Here is an 18,166-nt window from a genome sequence, read left to right on the forward strand (position 1 = left end):
CGTCAAAAAAAGTAATGGCTGTATGCCTTGATGTAAAAGAGTTTTTTTAAAATCGCTATATTATTGTTATAATTGAAACAATCAAGAATTAAGACCCTATGAAAGAGGGATAAAATGAGTAAAGTAAAAATCCTTGCCGATTCATCGGTACAATTAACACCAGAGGAAATTCAGAAATATAATATTGGTATTGTTCCATTAACTATCAGTATAGATGATAAGACATATGTCGACGGCGTAGATATTACCAGAGAAAAATTTGTTGAAGAAATGGATTCTTCGAAAGATTTACCCAAGACATCTCAACCATCAATCGGGACTTTCATGAATATTATCGATGAAGTTCCAGAAGATTACACTGACATCTTAGCTTTGATCATGACGCCTGCTATTAGTGGAACTATCAATGCAGCACGTCAAGTAGCCGAGATGACTGATCGTCACATGGAAGTTATTGATACAGAATTCACTGACCGTGCCCAAGGTTTCCAAGTTTTGGAAGCTGCTAAAATGGCTCAAGCGGGTAAGTCGGTTGAAGAAATTAAAACAGCTATTAAGAAAATTCAAGACCATACTTATTTATATATGGGCGTTACTAGTATTGAAAATATCTTGCGTGGTGGACGTTTGAGTCGCTTTGCCGGAACTTTGTCAACGTTGTTGAATATCAATTTGGTTTTAACACTCAAGAATAATAGTTTGGACATTGCTAAACGTGGCCGTGGTCGCAAGACAATTGAAAAATATATGAATAATGTGATGGAAGAAATCAAAAGTTTGAAGAACATCAAAGCAATTGGGATTTCTTACGTTGATAATATGGATTATGTCAATGAATTGAAAGCAAAATTAGCGGAAATAGTTCCGGAAGTCCCATTACTGATTAGAGTCACGAGTCCGGTAATTGCTACCCATGCTGGTTCTGGAGCCTTTGCAATTGAATTTTATACTGAGTAAAGCTGATGATGTCATCAGCTTTTTTTTGAAAGTGGATTATTAAATGAAAAGAAAAAGTATTTGGATTATAGGATTAATCGTTTTGATCTTCTTGGCTGGTGGAGGGACCTATTACTTTGTCCGCAACAGTCAGAATCAAGTCACGCAAACTAAAGTTACTAAGACAACTAAGCCTAAGAAAAAAGTTATTCCTAAGAAGAAAAAAATCAGTATCGTTGCAATCGGCGATTCACTGACACAAGGAGTGGGCGATTCTAAATCAGTCGGTGGCGGATATGTCACTCGGTTGACAAAAAAAGTTCAAACTAAATATAAAGTGAAGACTGAGTCACATAACTATGGTGTTTCTGGCGATACTAGTCAACAGATCATGAAAAGAATCGAAAATGATAAAAATATTCACCGTGATCTTCCTGATGCTGATATCATTACGGTCACGGTTGGCGGCAATGATTTCATGCACCTTTTGCAAAAGAAGGGATTGGATTTGACTACTGGCGAAATTGCAGCTGAGCAAGTGCAATTTGACAAGCGTTTGAAAACTTTACTAACAGATATTAGATCTTACAACAAAAATGCACCGATCTATCTGATTGGAATTTACAATCCATTCAGTATTTATCTAAGCAACGTTCAAAATGCAAAGACAGCTTTCATCAATTGGAATAAAGGCTCAGCCAAAGTAGCTGCTGGGATTAATGACACTTACTTTGTCGATATCAATAATCTTTATCAGCCAAAAGGAATTACTAAGAAGGTCAAAAAGACTGGCAGTAATCCTTATCTTTACCAGAAAGATCACTTTCACCCAAATGGAACTGGTTATGATATGATGACAGACAAGGTTTTTAGTAAGGTTAAGGGAACGACAAAGGAGTGGCTTTATAAATAATCATGAAGAAAAATTATTGGAAATATGCATTTATCACACTTGTAGCAGTCTTAGTTATTTGTTTTGGATACGTGGGGATCAAAGCTTTTAGTTCCTCTTCTGATAGTTATCAAGTATCTTCCACTATTGCCGACAAGAGCAGCAAGGTTTTTACCGTCAATATGGATAAGCAAGAAGCAAATAAAATGGCTCAGTACTATTTAAAGAATACTTTGAATGATGGAAAAACTGATTATCAGTTGATTTTGAAAAAAGATGCCGAATTGACCGGCTCAGTTGACTTTTTAGGCGCAAAAATTCACTTTACGATTCTCATGCAACCATATGCCAAGACTAATGGTGATGTTTTACTGAAGGCTAAAGAGATGAAAATAGGAGATTTGTCATTGCCAATCTCATTTGTCTTGAATTATATTAAGAATAGTTTTAAGACTCCTGAATGGGTCAATATCGATGGACATGATAAATCGATTTTGTTGAAATTCACTAAGTTTACGACCAAAGAGGGCTATGGCATCCGTGCTAAGAAGATTGATTTGAAAAATAATAAATTGTCCTTTGACGTGATGAATAGTAAAATTACGGATAATCAGTAGGAAGGAGACCACAATGAGACGCAGCTTTTATGAGTTTTTAATGACTCTTCGTAATGTGGAAAGCGTTGAACCAGAAGCAGAATTTGCCAACAATGCTTTTCATGACTCGTCTTTTCCTAAACAAGAGCAAGATTATCAAAAATTATCCGAATATTTAGAATTGAATGCTGGCTATTTGCCTAGTATGACGATTTTTGATGAGGTTTATCAGAAGTATCAAGAAATAGATAAAAAATAATTTGAGGAAAACAGGTGATGGCAATGGCTTTACAATGGTACCCCGGACATATGAACAAGGCAAAAAATCAAGTACAGGATCGCTTAAAATTAGTCGATATCGTCCTTGAAATTGTCGATGCAAGATTACCCTTCTCTTCGAGAAACCCTGTTTTGGAACAAATAATTGACCAAAAGAAGCATATTATTATTTTGAATAAGTCGGATTTGGCCGATCCTAAAGTTACCCGGGATTGGAAGCTTAATTTTGAGCAGGAAGGTACCAATTCAATTGAGCTAGACGCCAAGCACAATAAAGGTTTGAATCAAATTAAGAGTATGATTCGTTCAGAACTTTCTGAAAAGATTGAGCGTTATGAAAGAAATGGCGTTAAGAATTACCAAATCAAAGCGATGTGTGTCGGTATTCCCAATGTTGGCAAATCGACCATTTTGAACAGACTGGTCGGTAAAAATGTGGCCGTCACGGGTAATAAGCCTGGTGTGACGAAGAATCAAAATTGGTTAAAAACTAATATTGGTATCGATTTACTCGATACTCCTGGTATTTTGTGGCCTAAAATAGATGATCCTAAGGTAGGGATGAAATTGGCTCTTTCAGGCGCTATTAAGGACAAAATCTATGCGGCTGATGATGTAGCTATCTATGCTCTGAACTTCCTCGAGGAGCATTATATGGACCAATTACAAGAAGCCTATAAACTAACTAATACTGACATCTTCAATCATACGACACCAGAGTTGTTGATGAATTTAACCAAGAAATTTGGCTATAAAGATGACTATGACCGAGCTTCTAAACGGATCATCGATGATGTGCGTAAATTAAAGCTAGGCCGCTTGACGTTTGATGTTCCTGGGGAGTTTTATGAAGAATAAATATACCATCTCAGACATAAAAACACTGTTAAGTCAAACGAATGTTTCCGCTGACTTGCTGGCTGAATTAGCTGGTGATCCCAGAGTTGGCGTGCAAAAATTATTGGCTAGCTATCAAGAAAAATTACGTAAGCAACAAGCTTTGATTGCCAGATTTCACAGTAAAGAGTTTTTAGAAAAACCATATTGGGATAACGGCAAAGTGGTTGCTGGCGTGGACGAAGTTGGACGTGGACCATTAGCCGGGCCAGTGGTCACAGCCGCGGTTATTTTGCCACCTGATAATACGCTCTATCAAGTCGATGATTCAAAGAAGCTTTCGGCAGGAAAACGTGCTGAATTGTATCGTCAAATTTGTGATCAAGCGCTTGATATCAGTCTTGGAGTAGGTAGTCCGAAGAGAATCGATCGAGAGAATATTTATCACGCTACTGAACTAACAATGCGTGATTCGATCAACAATTTGTACCTCAAGCCAGACCATATTTTGGTTGATGCAATGACTATACCAGTTGATATACCACAGACTAAATTGATCAAAGGCGATGCCAAATCTCTAAGTATCGGTGCCGCAAGTATCGTGGCTAAAGTAGCCAGAGATCGGTTAATGTCGATGTATGGTCAGCTCTATCCGGAATTTGGCTTTGAACAAAACGATGGCTATGGTACTAAGCAGCATTTGCAAGCTTTGGATGCTGTCGGTCGCACCAAGATCCATCGGTTAAGTTTTGCCCCAGTAAAAAAAATTGTTAAATTGTATCACGAGTAGACATCATTCCGTAATTTCATTCAAAGGAGTGATGTTTTTCTTATGGCTAATTTGACAGAAATATTAATTAGATGCAAAATGACTGGCATAGTTTCAAATGAATTGATGCTAAAAATTATAAAAATATCTATAAAAAGTGCTAATCTAGAATTGGAAGTCAGTAATTTCTTAAAAAAACAATTAGGAATTGCTAAATATAACCAGTTTCTTCTATTATTAACAGTGCAACCTCAGAAATTGCCGTCAGCTATCAATTTTTTAGATTTAGAGTATCCACAATTATTAAGAACGATTTATAATCCGCCGGCACTCTTGTTTTTTTCAGGAAAGATTGATTTACTTAAGACTGATTGCATTGCAATTGTTGGGGCCAGAAAAGCGACAGATTATAGTTTTCGTTGCTTGCAAAAGCTTGTCCCACGTTTGGTAAATCGTTATACTATTGTGAGCGGTCTAGCAAGCGGAGCTGATTCGTTTGCTCATTATCATACTTTACATAATTCTGGTCGAACGATTGCTGTTATCGGCTGTGGCTTAGATCAGGTTTATCCGAAGTCAAACTTGGAATTGCAAAGTTTAATTATGGATAAAGGTTTGGTTATCAGTGAGTACCCACCAGGGACTCCTTCGATGGGTAAACATTTTCCGCAAAGAAATCGAATCATTGCTGGTCTTTGTCAAAAGGTTATCGTGACTGAGGCCAATCGTCACAGTGGTTCACTGATCACTGCGGATCTAGCATTAGAAAATAATCGCGAGGTGCTGGCAATTCCTGGAGCAATCGACAGTCCTTTGTCTATTGGATGTAACCGGTTAATTGAGGAAGGCGCTACGCCATTGATCGACTTTAATAATTTTTAAATTTAAACTTGTCAGTTTATTGTTTAGATTGACAAATGAAAAAATCTGTGATTAATATATTGTCAGTTTTAATTGATCCATTGGAAAGGAGCACTTTACGTGCCATCAACTAAGCAAAAAAATCTGGTGATCGTGGAATCACCATCAAAAGCAAAAACTATTGAAAAATATTTGGGACGTAACTATCACGTAGTAGCATCATTGGGACATGTTCGTGATCTGCCTAAGAGTCAAATGGGTGTTGATATTGAACATAACTATGAACCAAGATATATTTCGATTCGTGGTAAAGGCCCCGTAATTAAAGATCTCAAAAAAGAAGCAAAAAAAGCTAAACGTGTCTATTTAGCAGCCGATCCGGATCGTGAAGGTGAAGCCATCGCTTGGCATGTTTCACATCTATTGGGATTAAATGATGACGATAAAAATCGAGTTGTCTTCAATGAAATTACTAAAGACACTGTTAAACAAGCCTTTAAAACACCCCGTTCGATCGATATGAACTTGGTCGATGCTCAACAAGCCCGTCGTGTTTTAGATCGTTTGGTCGGTTATTCGATCTCACCAATTTTGTGGGCCAAAGTTAAAAAAGGTTTGAGTGCAGGTCGTGTGCAGTCAATCGCTTTAAAACTTGTAATTGAACGTGAAAATGAAATCAAGAAATTCGTGCCTGAAGAGTACTGGACGATCGAGTCAACTTTTAAACACGGAAAAGAGAAATTTAAGGCTAATTTCTATGGACTTGACGGAAAAAAAGCTGACCTCAAAAATAATGATGAGGTTCAAGCTGTTTTAGGAAAAGTCGACAAGAAAAAAGACTTTAATATTGATAAAGTGATGAAAAAGGAACGTAAACGGATGCCAGCTGCTCCATTTACAACTAGTTCACTTCAACAAGAAGCCAACAAACGACTCAACTTTAAAACTAGAAAGACCATGATGATTGCGCAACAATTGTATGAAGGAATCAACCTGGGCCGCAAAGAGGGTACCGTTGGTTTAATTACTTATATGCGTACCGATTCGAAACGTATTTCAAAAGTAGCTGAAGCTGATGCTTCCAAGTTCATTCATGAAGAATATGGCGAGCCATACGCAATTGTTAAAGAACGTAAGGATAAGAACCAAGAAGGTGCACAAGACGCCCATGAAGCCATTCGTCCTTCATCAGTCTTTCGTACTCCAGCTTCACTTAAAGAGATCCTTAGTCGTGATCAATTCCGCTTGTACAGCTTGATTTGGTCAAGATTCGTTGCTAGTCAAATGACACCAGCTGTCTTTGATACTATGACAGTTGATTTGTCACAAAATGGTGTTATGTTCAGAGCTAATGGTTCAAAAATCAAGTTTGAAGGTTACCGTAAGGTTTATCAAAGTGCTGCAGACAGCTCGAAAAAAGATAACATCTTACCAGAATTAGCCGAAGGCGACAAAGCTAAACTTGATAAAAATGATCCAGCACAACACTTTACTCAACCACCTGCACGTTTCACTGAAGCTTCATTGGTCAAAGCTTTGGAAGAAAACGGAGTTGGTCGTCCTTCAACCTATGCTCCAACGATTGATACGATCCAGCGTCGTTATTACGTAAAATTAAATGGAAAGAGTTTTGAACCGACTGAACTTGGTGAAATCGTTGATAATTTGATTCAAGACTACTTCCCTGACATTGTTAACGTGGACTTTACTGCCCATTTGGAAGATGAACTTGATAATATCGAAGAAGGTAACGAAAATTGGGTCAAAGTCGTAGATCGCTATTACAAGCCTTTCGCTAAGGAACTTGAGTCTGCTGAAGACAAGATTGAAAAAGTTCAAATCAAAGACGAACCAGCGGGAATGGATTGTGATATCTGTGGTGCACCAATGGTTATCAAGATGGGACGTTACGGTAAGTTCTACGCCTGCTCACGTTTCCCAGAATGTCGTAATACTAAACCAATCGTTAAAGAGATAGGCGTCGTTTGTCCTAAGTGTAAAAAGGGTCAAGTCATCGAAAGAAAATCCAAGAAGAATCGTATCTTCTACGGTTGTTCAAGATATCCTGACTGTGACTTTGTTTCATGGGACAAACCAATTGGCCGTGATTGTCCAAAAGATGGTCACTACTTAGTTGAGAAAAAGGTTAAGGGTGGCCGTCAAGTAATCTGTCCAAATGGTGATTATGAAGAGGCTATTCAGAAATAAATGAAAGAAAAAAAATTAATCGATAAATTTGTCGAAAATTTAATGGTTAATCATCATTACTCGAAAGAAACAAAAAAATCTTATTTAGAAGATATAGATAATTTTGTTTCTTTTTTAGACCAAAATGGTGGTTTTCATGGATTTACGAAGATCAATCGAATCGATGTCGAAACTTATTTGACTTATTTAGATGAAAAAAACTATGCAGATGAGACCGTTTCTCGACGGATCTCGGCGTTGCGGTCATTTTATAACTTTTTAGTTCGGAATAAGTTTATTAAGTCCAATCCCTTCGATCTCGTGCAATTGCGTCATAAAGGGCGAAAATTGCCACGATTTTTCTATGAAAAGGAGATGAATCAACTCTTTGAAGCAGTCAAAGGGGATGATCCACTTTCTCAAAGAAACGCAGCTTTATTAGAATTGCTCTATGCCACTGGCATGCGGGTCAGTGAGTGTGCTAATCTATTGTTAGATCAATTGGATTTTTCTAATGAAATCGTGTTGATTCATGGTAAAGGTGACAAGGATCGCTATGTTCCTTTTGGAAGCTATGCCAAGAGTGCATTAGAGGTTTATTTTGATCAAGGACGAAAAGTGTTGATGACGAAGAATCATCAAGACCATCAATATGTTTTTGTAAATAGTCGTGGTAAAAATTTGACTAGTCGTGGGATCGAATATATTTTGAATCAGATAATCAAGCAAACAAGCTTGACATCTGATATACATCCGCATATGATACGTCATACATTTGCCACGCACATGTTAGATCATGGGGCAGATTTGAGGACTGTGCAGGAGTTACTGGGACATTCCAGTTTATCGACGACACAGATATATACTCATGTGACAATGGAGCATTTACAAAAAGACTACAAAAAATATTTTCCAAGATAAGAGGAAGGTAAATCAATGACTACAATAGTTGCTGTAAAGCATGATGGCCACACCGCAATTGCTGGTGACGGTCAAGTTACATTAAGCGAAAAATTTATTATGAAAGGTTCCGCACACAAAGTTAGACGTATTTTTAACGACCAAGTTGTGATCGGTTTTGCCGGTGGGGTAGCTGATGCTATCACTTTACAAGACTGGCTAGAAAAGAAGCTCAAAGCTTATTCAGGTAATTTAAAACGAGCAGCTGTTGAACTTGCTCAAGATTGGCGTAAAGATCCAACTTTGCAAAAGCTTGAAGCCATGTTGATCGCAATGGATAAGGATGACTTGCTTTTGATCTCTGGTAGTGGAGAAGTGATCGAACCTGACGAAGATGTAGTCGCTATTGGTTCTGGCGGTAATTTCGCGCAAGCCGCAGCCATTGCTATGCAACGTCATGCCCAAGATATGACAGCTGAACAAATTGCCGTTGAGGCAATCAATATTGCTTCAAATATCGATATTTTTACTAACGATAACATTATTTCTGACAAATTTTAGAGTGGAGATTATTAAATAAATGGAAACTTTAACACCAAAAGAAATTGTGGCTCAACTAGATAATTACATTATTGGTCAAACTGATGCAAAGAAGGCTGTGGCGATCGCGCTTTACAATCGTTACCGCCGGATGCAAGTACCAAAGAAATTGCAACAAGAAATCACTCCAAAGAACTTAATGATGATTGGACCTACTGGTGTTGGTAAGACTGAAATTGCCCGCCGTTTGGCTAAAATCGTCAATGCTCCATTTGTAAAAGTGGAAGCAACTAAGTTTACGGAAGTCGGTTATGTGGGCCATGACGTTGAATCAATGGTCCGTGATTTAGTCAGCGTTGCCGTTTCAATGGTCGAAAAAGAAAAATTTGACGAGATCAGACCTGAAGTTCGCCGTGACGTCGATAAGCGTTTGGTTAAGTTGATTGCACCTGGTGTTAAAAAAGAACAACGCCAAAATAACAATGACTTTATGAGCATGCTCAATAACATGCAAAATGGCGGTCAAGGTTTGGGCAACATTTTTAACAACTCTGATACAGTTGATGAAGATCCAGATGCTAATTTAGAAGTAACTGATGAAGTCCGTGACCAACGTTTGTCTGTCAAAGAACAATTGGATAAAGGGTTGCTAGAAGACACTGAAGTTACGATCAAGGTCGAAGAGTCTAAAAAAGTTGGGCCAATGGACGACCAAATGGGTCAAATGGGTATCGACATGTCCGGAATGATGGATTCATTGATGCCTAAGAAGACAATTACGAGAACTTTGCCAGTCAAAGAAGCTCGAGAATTGTTGATCCAACAAGAGTCACAAAAGCGAGTTGACCATGACGAGATCTATCAAAAAGCTATCGAAAGAACTCAAAACAACGGTATCATCTTTATCGATGAGTTTGATAAGATTGCCGCTGGCGATAAACGTAATTCGGGTGAAGTCTCTCGTGAAGGTGTGCAACGTGATATCTTGCCAATCGTCGAAGGTTCACGAATCAACACTAAATATGGTCCGGTTGATACCGATCACATTCTCTTTATTGCTTCCGGTGCCTTTGCTGAAAGTAAACCAAGCGATTTGATTGCTGAGTTGCAAGGCCGTTTCCCAATCAGAGTTGAATTGAACGATTTGACAGAAGACGATTTCATTCAAATTTTGACAAAGCCAGACAATGCTTTGACAAAACAATATGTAGCGCTTACAAGAGCTGATGGGATACATTTAACTTTTACTAAAGAATCCGTGGAAGAGATTGCAAAAATCGCATTTGAATTAAATAATAGTAATCAGAATATTGGTGCTAGACGACTTTCTACTGTCTTGGAAAAGATCTTGGCAGATATTCTTTACGAAGGACCTGATATGCAAATGGGCGACATTACCATTACTCGTGAATATGTCCACGAACAAGTTGGTAAAATTGCTTCTGATCAAGATCTTTCACGTTATATTCTTTAGGGGGATAAAAATGACAGTTTATCAATTGAAGAACGACTTCTTAACTTTAAAAGTAAATTCACTCGGTGCTGAAATGAGCAGTATCAAGAACAATGAAGATTCAGAGTTTATCTGGCAAGCAGACAAAAACGTTTGGGGCAGACATGCACCTGTTTTGTTCCCAATTGTCGGTCGCCTAAAGGATGATCACTACTTTGTTGATGGCAAAGAATACAAGATGACTCAACATGGATTTGCTCGTGACCAAGAATTTAGCCTCGATTCACAGACTGATTCAAAATTGGTTTTGAGCTTAACTACGAGCGAAGCCAGCTTGGAAAAATATCCATATCACTTTAAGTTAAGAATTATTTATCAACTAGTTAAAGATACTGTACAGATCTTATATTTAGTTGATAGTTTGGAAGAATCAGACGACATGTACTTCTCAATTGGAGCACATCCAGGCTTTGAGGTACCATTTGACAAGGATTTACAATTTGAAGACTATCAAGTTGAAGTTGATCCGGTTGAAACTAGAACTCATATTCCAATTGACAACCATTTGATTGATTTGAATGGCGAAAAGAAAGTCGACAATCAAAACTTCCCAATGACACGTGACTACTTCGTCGATGACGCTGTAGTTTATCGTTTGAATGCACCGGCAGAAGTAACTATTTCTAGTCCAAAATCTGATCACAAATTAACTTTGGATACCGGAAACGCTAAATTCTTCGGTATGTGGTCAACATATCCTGACGACAATGGTAAGTTCATGTGTATCGAACCATGGTGGGGACTTGCTGATAAGACTGACTCAGATAATGACTTTAAGAATAAATACGCAATCAATAAGTTAGCTCCTAAAGAACAATTTGAAGCTTACTTCTCAATCAGCGTTAAGTAGTATTACGTTTTTTCGTAAATTTAAACAACACATATTTAAAGCCCCAACGTTCATTAAGAATGTTGAGGCTTTATTTTGTAGTTTTTTCATTATCAAATATTAATAGCCATATTGGTTAGCAGCACTACCATCGGGGTTCAAATAGCCCTTTTCCATGCCTTGTTGGGTCTGTTTTTCGCCAAAGGTTTTCATATCATCAGGCGTACTTTGTAAAGCTTGTAATTGTGACATACCATGGTCCACTTTGTAAGCGGCTGGAGATTCACCGTATTTATTGATGAAACCACTTAAAGTATTCTCATCATATGAAATACCGTTTGACTGTTGTTGCGAGTTCTGAGCGCTTTGTTGCTGAGCATTAGTATTTGTACTAGTTGCCTGTTGCGATTGATCAGAGGTCTGATTCTGAACTTGTTGATTAGAATTATTTTGCTGGTTATTATTCTGATCATTTGCAGGTTGGTTGGATGTAGTAGATTTTTTTGCAGTCTTTTTCTTAGCTGCAGGAGTCTTCTTTTTGGTGACTGTCTTTTTGGCAACGGCGGTAGTTTTATCTTTTTTTTCAGTTGAAGAGCTAGCTGATCTATTATTTGAACATGCTACTAGTGAAAGGGTAGCAGCAATTAGTAGAGCTGATGTGATAATTTTTTTCATCCTGATATCCCCCATATCCTGAATATTATTTAAATCCATTAATAACAATATAACACTTGAGGTATTCAGATATGAGAACGGCGTTTGTCAATCAGACTTTTGAAAGCAAAAAAAAAGTCACTCACCGAAGTGAATGACGTTAAATAACCGATGGCTCAAATTAAGCTTTATTGCAGTTCTGATTGAGTTTTACCACTGACCTTATCATCGGTGAACTTGACGGTGAATTGAGCTCCTGTCTTGCCAGAAATGCCTGTGCTATATGTGTAACTCTTTGATAGCTGATTATTGTTGAGTGATTCGCTATAGCTGTTAGGTTTACCCAAGTTATTTAAAATAGTGCTTTCAGGCATCCCATTTTGAATCGACATGTAAGCATCTAAGCCCAACTTCTTATCACGAGTGACTTTTAAGCCATTCAAGACTTTACTAACAGCACGCCCATGGATGAAATTGACTTTTAGATTTGAGCCGTTGCCACCATTTTGAATCTTATTCCAAGTTTTAGTTTGGATTTTAGTGTTGTTGGCATTAGAAGTACTTGTTGAATCGGCTTTACCGAGCAATCTCTCAACGGTTTCTACAGGTGTACCTTGAGCTTCATTCAGATAAATTCCACTGTATTGAGCAAAAGTTACGCCAGATTTATTTACCTTAGTCTGTTTAGACTTGTTCTGACTTGACTTGGTCGATTTAGCGACTTTGGTTGTGGTATGGAAAGGACCAGTAGCGGTCAATTTCATCGCAGTTACGCCTCCTCCAGCTAAGAGAACTAAGACGATAATGGTCCAGAACCACCATTTTTGATAGAAATGTTGTTTTTTGCGTCGCAAAGAACGTTGATATTGCGTTCTGGATGGCAAATTATTATTGTGATCCATAACTGACTCCTCCCATATTGATAACGCTTTAAACTCATTCTATCAGTAACAGTACCTAAAAGTATTGATATTATAAAAAAAGCAAAACTAATTTTAGTTTTGCTTAAAAATTCCTTATTTATTTTTTTCGTTGGCCTTTGCTTGTTGCTTTTTATAACGTAAACCAATTGGAACCAGATTCTCTTGACCTTTCAAAAGTCGCTTGATATTAGGAATATGACGATAATAAATAATGACAGTAACAATTACAGCGACAGTGGTTAAGATCCAGTCATGCAAGAAGAGGGTCATAATGGTGAAGACTAAGATCGTCGTTAAACTAGCAACACTGACCATGCTAGTCACGTAAACGATACTTGCTAGTAAGATAAAGCAGATCAAAAACAACAGTGGATTGTATGCTAGTAAAATACCTGCACTAGTAGCAACAGCTTTACCACCACGGAACTTGAGGAAAATCGAATAACAGTGTCCGATAACAGCACAGATACCGACGAATAGGATCAAGTGACGGTTAAGACCAAAGAAAACTGGCATCAATGCGCCTAAGGTTCCTTTTAAAATATCGATCACTAAAACGACCGTCCCAGCAGTTTTACCGAAAACCCGATAAGCGTTAGTTGTCCCAACGTTTCCACTACCGTAGTCGAAGATATTTTTATGGAAAAATATTTTACCAACGAGATATGCGGTTGGAAATGAGCCGATTAGATAGGCTAAAATTACACAAATGAGAAGTTTCATTAAAAAATCACTCTCTTAGCTTTATTTTTTTGGTATATTGTAACTCTATGGTGTTTTAAAGGAAATGTAAATACCAACCTAGATATTATCCACTATTTCTAGAAAAAGTAAAAGATTTCTCTTGAAAGCGAACGTACATTCGCATAAGATGAATAGTGTTATAATACTAGAATATTGGAAGAGTAGTAAATGAAAAGGAATGATATAAATGCCAAAATCATCTTATGATGATTCGTCGATTCAAATCCTTGAAGGACTAGAAGCCGTACGAAAAAGACCTGGTATGTACATTGGTTCCACTGATTCACGTGGATTACATCACTTGGTCTATGAGATCGTTGATAATGCGGTCGATGAAGCTTTATCAGGATTTGGTAAAGAAATCAATGTAACAATTAACAAGGACAGCAGTATTACTGTAGTTGACCATGGACGTGGGATGCCAACAGGGATGCATGCTTCTGGTAAGCCAACGATCGAAGTTATCTTAACCGTACTTCACGCTGGTGGAAAGTTCTCTGAGAACAGTTATAAAACATCTGGAGGTTTGCACGGTGTCGGCTCATCAGTCGTGAATGCGCTTTCGGAGTGGATGACTGTCCGGGTTGTCCGTGACCACAAAGTTTATGAGGAACGTTTCGAAAACGGTGGTCATCCAGTGGGAACGTTGAAAAAGACTGGAACAACTAAAGAAGACTCTGGTACGACGATCAGCTTCAAACCAGATAAAAGTATTTTCCAAACCACAAAGTTTAATTATGATACTTTAGCTGAAAGATTGAGAGAATCAGCTTTCTTGCTAAAAGGTGTCAAATTCACGATTACAGATAAACGTGGTGAAGAAGAAAAACAAGATATTTTCCATTATGAGGATGGTATTCAATCATTTGTTAAGTACCTCAACGAAGACAAAGATGTCTTAGGGGGCATTTTTTACGTTGAAGGAACTAATTCAGAGATTGAGATCGAATTTGCCGGCCAATATAATGACGGTTATTCGGAAAATATTATCTCCTTTGTCAATAATGTTCGAACAGCTGATGGTGGGACACATGAAGTCGGAATGAAATCTGGTTTGACGAAGGCGTTCAACGATTATGCTCGTAAAGTTGGGCTTCTCAAGGAAAATAGCAAAAACCTCGAAGGTAGTGATGTTCGAGAAGGTTTGTCAGCTATCATTTCGGTCCGCATTCCCGAAGAGATCTTACAATTCGAAGGTCAAACTAAAGGCAAACTTGGTACGCCACAAGCCCGTTCAGCGGTCGATCAATTAGTATACGAACAGATGAGTTTCTACTTGTTAGAAAATGGTGAGCAGGCTCAAATGTTGGTCAAGAAGGCTTTAAAAGCTCGTGAAGCCCGTGATGCTGCTAGAAAAGCTCGTGAAAGTACTCGGAGTGGCAAAAAGAATAAAAAGACCGATGGTTTATTGTCTGGTAAATTAACTCCGGCTCAATCTAAGAATGCCGATAAGAATGAATTGTTCTTGGTCGAAGGGGATTCCGCTGGTGGTTCTGCTAAACAAGGCCGCGATCGGAAATTCCAAGCCATCTTACCTTTGCGAGGAAAAGTTTTAAATACGCAAAAGGCTAAACTGGAAGATATTTACAAAAACGAAGAAATCAACACAATGATCTATACAATTGGTGCTGGTGTCGGAGCTGACTTTAAGTTGGAAGACCGTAACTATGACAAGGTGATCATCATGACCGATGCCGATGATGATGGTTCACATATTCAAATTCTCTTGTTAACGTTCTTCTATCGCTACATGAGACCGTTAGTTGAATCTGGCCACGTCTACATCGCTTTATCGCCACTGTATAAACTACAAAAGGGTAAAGGTGCCAAGACCCAAATTAAATATGCCTGGACACCTGATGAACTACAGGCTGACATTAAGCAAATGGGTAAAGGCTACGACCTACAACGTTTCAAAGGTTTAGGTGAAATGAATGCTGATCAGCTTTGGAAGACGACGATGGACCCAGAGAATCGAATTTTGATCAGGGTTAATATCGATGATGCAGCCTTAGCCGAACGCCGAGTTACTACCTTGATGGGTGATAAAGTTAAGCCTCGTCGTGATTGGATCGAAAGCAATGTTCGTTTCAATGGTACAGAAGAAGGCGACAATATTTTGGAAAAAGTCGATGATGAAACTGACCCAATTGATAGTAAAATCGTTGACGATTTATTGAATAAGGAATAGGTGATAGATAGTGACTGAAAATTCTTCTAAAATTCAAGATATTTCGCTCGAAAAAATCATGGGAGATCGATTTGCGAGATATTCTAAATCAATTATTCAAGAACGTGCTCTACCTGATATTCGTGATGGTTTAAAGCCTGTTCAACGAAGAATTTTGTATTCAATGTTTTTGGATGGCAATACTTATGACAAGGGCTTTCGTAAGTCCGCTAAGGGTGTCGGTAATGTCATGGGTAACTTTCATCCCCATGGTGACTCTTCAATTTATGAAGCGATGGTCCGTTTATCCCAAGACTGGAAATTACGCAATCCTTTGATTGAAATGCACGGTAACAATGGTTCGATGGATGGTGATCCACCAGCTGCCATGCGTTATACTGAAGCCCGTTTGAGTAAAATCTCTGGGGAAATGTTACGTGATATCAACAAAGACACTGTTGATGAAGAATGGAACTTTGATGATACTGAAAAGGAACCCAAAGTTTTACCAGCACGTTTTCCTAACTTGCTAGTTAATGGTGCGACTGGTATTTCAGCTGGTTATGCGACTGAGATTCCACCACATAATTTGGGTGAAGTGATCGACGCAACGATTAAGATGATCGATAATCCCGATATCACTTTGGATGAATTGATGAAAATCGTTAAGGGACCAGACTTCCCTACAGGTGGTATTTTACAAGGCAAGGCTGGAATCAAAGATGCTTATAAAACAGGGCGAGGCAAAGTTTACTTACGTTCTAAGACATCGATTCAAGAGATTCGTGGTCATAAATCACAGATTGTCATCACTGAGATCCCTTATGAGGTCAACAAAGCTCAATTAGTTAAAAAGATGGACGAAATCCGAGTCTTGAAGAAAGTCGATGGTATCGCGGAAGTTCGAGACGAAAGTGATCGTCAAGGTTTGTCGATTGTTGTTGAATTGAAACGGGATGTCGACGCCCAAGGAATTCTCAACTATTTGTTCAAAAATACTGACTTGCAAATTTCTTATAACTTCAACATGGTGGCAATCGCTGACATGCGGCCTCAACAAGTCGGATTGGTCCAGATCTTAAAGGAATATATCAAACATCAACAAGACGTGGTCTTACGCCGTAGTCAATTTGACTTAACTAAAGCGAAGAAACGTCTGCATATCGTTGAAGGTTTGATCAAAGCTTTGTCGATCTTGGATAAAGTAATCAAGACGATTCGTGGCAGTAAGAATAAATCAGATGCGAAGAACAATTTGGTGAAAGAATATCAATTTACGGAAGAACAAGCCGAGGCAATCGTATCGTTACAACTTTACCGTTTGACTAATACTGATGTGACCGAACTTCAAAAAGAAGATAAGGGCTTGAAAGATCAAATCAGTTCTTTGACGAAGATCATTGAAGATCACAGTACCTTGATGAAAGTTATCAAAAAAGAATTGACTGAAGTTCGCAATACTTATGCGGATCAACGTCGTACCAAGATCGAAGCACAAGTCGAAGAGATTGAAGTCGATACTCGTGTCATGGTCGCTAGTGAAGATGTCCGGTTATTGGTCAGTCATGATGGCTATGTCAAACGTAGTAGCTTGCGTTCTTATCAAGCTTCCACTGCAGATGACAATGGTCTAAAAGATGAAGATTATCCAATTATTGATCAAAATGTTAATACCTTGGATCATCTCTTTATCTTTACTGATAAAGGTAATTTGATCTATCGTCAAATTTTTGAGATCGACGACAGTCGTTGGAAGGATATGGGCTCGCATTTATCTCAAGAAATTGGTCTTGATAGCGATGAATCGATCCTACGTGCGTTCGTCTTCAAAGATTTGAAGCAAAAAGGCAACTTCTTAGCCGCAACTAATGAAAATTACATTAAGCAAGTTTCCTTTAGTGACCTCTTGCCTGGTCGAACTTACAAGTCCAGAGCTTCGAAGTATTGTAAGATCAAAGACGCCGCGGCTCGAGTGATGGATGTCTACTATGTTCCAAGTGATGCACAAAACTTAGTCTATGTCTTTACCAAGCATTCCTATGCTTCAGCTTTCCCAATCTCAGAAGTACCAGTTGTCAGTGGCAAAGCTATGGGTGTGAAATTCGTCAGTCTGAAAGATGATGACCAATTGGCTGGATACTTCTTAGCCAACGATGATGAAGAAAAAATCGCCGTCTTGACACAACGTGGTTCCTTCAAGCAAATGAAACTTTCTGAAATCCCGGTAACTAGTCGTGCCCGTCGAGGAGTCTTGACATTAAGGGAATTGAAGAAACAACCACATCGCATCAGCTTAGTAACTAATCTGTCTAATGAGATGGAATTATCGGTTATTACCGATACCAATCAAGAGATAACAATCGATCGTAGCAGTCACCAAAGCACTGATCGTTATTCCAACGGTTCATTTATCATGGATCCAGCAACTGATGGTAATCCAATCAGATTTGTAAAAAAAATTACAGAAAATATGTAATATAAATAACAATGTTTAAGTTTATATAGTATGATTAATCTTATAAATTGCATTAATTTT

General features: G+C 38.2%; 17 protein-coding genes. 14 read left to right on the plus strand and 3 right to left on the minus strand.

The genetic code is table 11. The annotated features are described in order from the left end of the window. The first annotated feature begins 114 nt into the window (after positions 1-114). The 12 genes from ACG72T_RS06940 (at position 115) to ACG72T_RS06995 (ending at position 11,160) form a co-directional block, all read left to right on the plus strand. The gene (locus ACG72T_RS06940) at positions 115-957 is read left to right on the plus strand and encodes a DegV family protein (protein WP_395265455.1); all 843 of its coding nucleotides are present in this window, start codon (positions 115-117) and stop codon (positions 955-957) included. A gap of 43 nt (positions 958-1,000) precedes the next feature. After that, on the plus strand, positions 1,001-1,849 hold the full coding sequence (locus tag ACG72T_RS06945; RefSeq protein ID WP_395265457.1) for a GDSL-type esterase/lipase family protein: 849 nt from the start codon (positions 1,001-1,003) through the stop codon (positions 1,847-1,849). A gap of 2 nt (positions 1,850-1,851) precedes the next feature. Further along, positions 1,852-2,445, plus strand: a complete 594-nt coding sequence (locus ACG72T_RS06950; protein WP_395265458.1) for a YpmS family protein — start codon at positions 1,852-1,854, stop codon at positions 2,443-2,445. Between the two features lie 13 nt (positions 2,446-2,458). After that, complete coding sequence (locus ACG72T_RS06955) at positions 2,459-2,683, plus strand: YozE family protein (protein ID WP_395265459.1); 225 nt, start codon at positions 2,459-2,461, stop codon at positions 2,681-2,683. A gap of 23 nt (positions 2,684-2,706) precedes the next feature. Continuing rightward, positions 2,707-3,561: a ribosome biogenesis GTPase YlqF gene (gene ylqF, locus ACG72T_RS06960; RefSeq protein ID WP_395265461.1), complete on the plus strand. Its 855-nt coding sequence runs from the start codon at positions 2,707-2,709 to the stop codon at positions 3,559-3,561. Next, positions 3,551-4,330: a ribonuclease HII gene (locus tag ACG72T_RS06965; protein ID WP_395265462.1), complete on the plus strand. Its 780-nt coding sequence runs from the start codon at positions 3,551-3,553 to the stop codon at positions 4,328-4,330. Before ylqF ends, ACG72T_RS06965 begins: the two co-directional genes overlap by 11 nt. A gap of 42 nt (positions 4,331-4,372) precedes the next feature. Further along, entirely contained in the window at positions 4,373-5,191 is an 819-nt protein-coding gene (gene dprA / locus ACG72T_RS06970; protein ID WP_395265463.1) for a DNA-processing protein DprA, read from the plus strand. A gap of 99 nt (positions 5,192-5,290) precedes the next feature. Continuing rightward, complete coding sequence (gene topA, locus ACG72T_RS06975) at positions 5,291-7,378, plus strand: type I DNA topoisomerase (RefSeq protein WP_395265464.1); 2,088 nt, start codon at positions 5,291-5,293, stop codon at positions 7,376-7,378. After that, positions 7,379-8,278 carry a tyrosine recombinase XerC gene (xerC, locus tag ACG72T_RS06980; protein WP_395265465.1) on the plus strand — a complete coding sequence of 300 codons (900 nt, stop codon included), beginning with the start codon at positions 7,379-7,381 and terminating at the stop codon, positions 8,276-8,278. A 15-nt stretch (positions 8,279-8,293) separates the two neighbouring features. Next, positions 8,294-8,818, plus strand: coding sequence for an HslVU peptidase proteolytic subunit (gene hslV, locus ACG72T_RS06985; RefSeq protein WP_395265466.1), 525 nt, complete (start codon positions 8,294-8,296; stop codon positions 8,816-8,818). A 19-nt stretch (positions 8,819-8,837) separates the two neighbouring features. Then, positions 8,838-10,271 carry an ATP-dependent protease ATPase subunit HslU gene (gene hslU, locus ACG72T_RS06990; RefSeq protein WP_395265467.1) on the plus strand — a complete coding sequence of 478 codons (1,434 nt, stop codon included), beginning with the start codon at positions 8,838-8,840 and terminating at the stop codon, positions 10,269-10,271. 10 nt (positions 10,272-10,281) lie between these two features. Further along, a complete protein-coding gene (locus ACG72T_RS06995; protein WP_395265468.1) occupies positions 10,282-11,160 on the plus strand; it encodes an aldose 1-epimerase family protein in 879 nt (292 codons plus the stop codon). 99 nt (positions 11,161-11,259) lie between these two features. On the opposite strand, the gene ACG72T_RS07000 is transcribed toward ACG72T_RS06995, so the two are convergent. From ACG72T_RS07000 to plsY, 3 genes are all read right to left on the minus strand, one after another. Then, entirely contained in the window at positions 11,260-11,814 is a 555-nt protein-coding gene (locus tag ACG72T_RS07000) for a hypothetical protein (protein ID WP_395265469.1), read from the minus strand. 167 nt (positions 11,815-11,981) lie between these two features. Next, complete coding sequence (locus tag ACG72T_RS07005; RefSeq protein WP_395265470.1) at positions 11,982-12,695, minus strand: DUF3862 domain-containing protein; 714 nt, start codon at positions 12,693-12,695, stop codon at positions 11,982-11,984. Positions 12,696-12,809: 114 nt separating this feature from the next. Then, on the minus strand, positions 12,810-13,439 hold the full coding sequence (gene plsY / locus ACG72T_RS07010) for a glycerol-3-phosphate 1-O-acyltransferase PlsY (protein ID WP_395265471.1): 630 nt from the start codon (positions 13,437-13,439) through the stop codon (positions 12,810-12,812). A 208-nt stretch (positions 13,440-13,647) separates the two neighbouring features. Between plsY and parE the strand changes: the two genes are divergently transcribed. After that, a complete protein-coding gene (gene parE, locus ACG72T_RS07015) occupies positions 13,648-15,651 on the plus strand; it encodes a DNA topoisomerase IV subunit B (protein WP_395265472.1) in 2,004 nt (667 codons plus the stop codon). 10 nt (positions 15,652-15,661) lie between these two features. Further along, positions 15,662-18,106 carry a DNA topoisomerase IV subunit A gene (parC, locus tag ACG72T_RS07020; protein ID WP_395265473.1) on the plus strand — a complete coding sequence of 815 codons (2,445 nt, stop codon included), beginning with the start codon at positions 15,662-15,664 and terminating at the stop codon, positions 18,104-18,106. Positions 18,107-18,166 lie beyond the last annotated feature (60 nt).

The sequence above is a fragment of the Companilactobacillus sp. FL22-1 genome, assembly GCF_043951805.1.
Taxonomy (GTDB): Bacteria; Bacillota; Bacilli; order Lactobacillales; family Lactobacillaceae; genus Companilactobacillus.

Excerpts from the sequence above, each read along its gene's own strand:
- hslU (WP_395265467.1), top strand. The coding sequence starts at position 8,838 with ATGGAAACTTTAACACCAAAAGAAATTGTGGCTCAACTAGATAATTAC.
- hslV (WP_395265466.1), top strand. The coding sequence starts at position 8,294 with ATGACTACAATAGTTGCTGTAAAGCATGATGGCCACACCGCAATTGCT.
- ACG72T_RS06955 (WP_395265459.1), top strand. The coding sequence starts at position 2,459 with ATGAGACGCAGCTTTTATGAGTTTTTAATGACTCTTCGTAATGTGGAA.
- ACG72T_RS07000 (WP_395265469.1), bottom strand. The coding sequence starts at position 11,814 with ATGAAAAAAATTATCACATCAGCTCTACTAATTGCTGCTACCCTTTCA.
- ACG72T_RS06940 (WP_395265455.1), top strand. The coding sequence starts at position 115 with ATGAGTAAAGTAAAAATCCTTGCCGATTCATCGGTACAATTAACACCA.
- xerC (WP_395265465.1), top strand. The coding sequence starts at position 7,379 with ATGAAAGAAAAAAAATTAATCGATAAATTTGTCGAAAATTTAATGGTT.
- ylqF (WP_395265461.1), top strand. The coding sequence starts at position 2,707 with ATGGCTTTACAATGGTACCCCGGACATATGAACAAGGCAAAAAATCAA.
- plsY (WP_395265471.1), bottom strand. The coding sequence starts at position 13,439 with ATGAAACTTCTCATTTGTGTAATTTTAGCCTATCTAATCGGCTCATTT.
- ACG72T_RS06995 (WP_395265468.1), top strand. The coding sequence starts at position 10,282 with ATGACAGTTTATCAATTGAAGAACGACTTCTTAACTTTAAAAGTAAAT.
- parE (WP_395265472.1), top strand. The coding sequence starts at position 13,648 with ATGCCAAAATCATCTTATGATGATTCGTCGATTCAAATCCTTGAAGGA.
- ACG72T_RS06950 (WP_395265458.1), top strand. The coding sequence starts at position 1,852 with ATGAAGAAAAATTATTGGAAATATGCATTTATCACACTTGTAGCAGTC.
- ACG72T_RS06945 (WP_395265457.1), top strand. The coding sequence starts at position 1,001 with ATGAAAAGAAAAAGTATTTGGATTATAGGATTAATCGTTTTGATCTTC.
- dprA (WP_395265463.1), top strand. The coding sequence starts at position 4,373 with ATGGCTAATTTGACAGAAATATTAATTAGATGCAAAATGACTGGCATA.
- ACG72T_RS06965 (WP_395265462.1), top strand. The coding sequence starts at position 3,551 with ATGAAGAATAAATATACCATCTCAGACATAAAAACACTGTTAAGTCAA.
- ACG72T_RS07005 (WP_395265470.1), bottom strand. The coding sequence starts at position 12,695 with ATGGATCACAATAATAATTTGCCATCCAGAACGCAATATCAACGTTCT.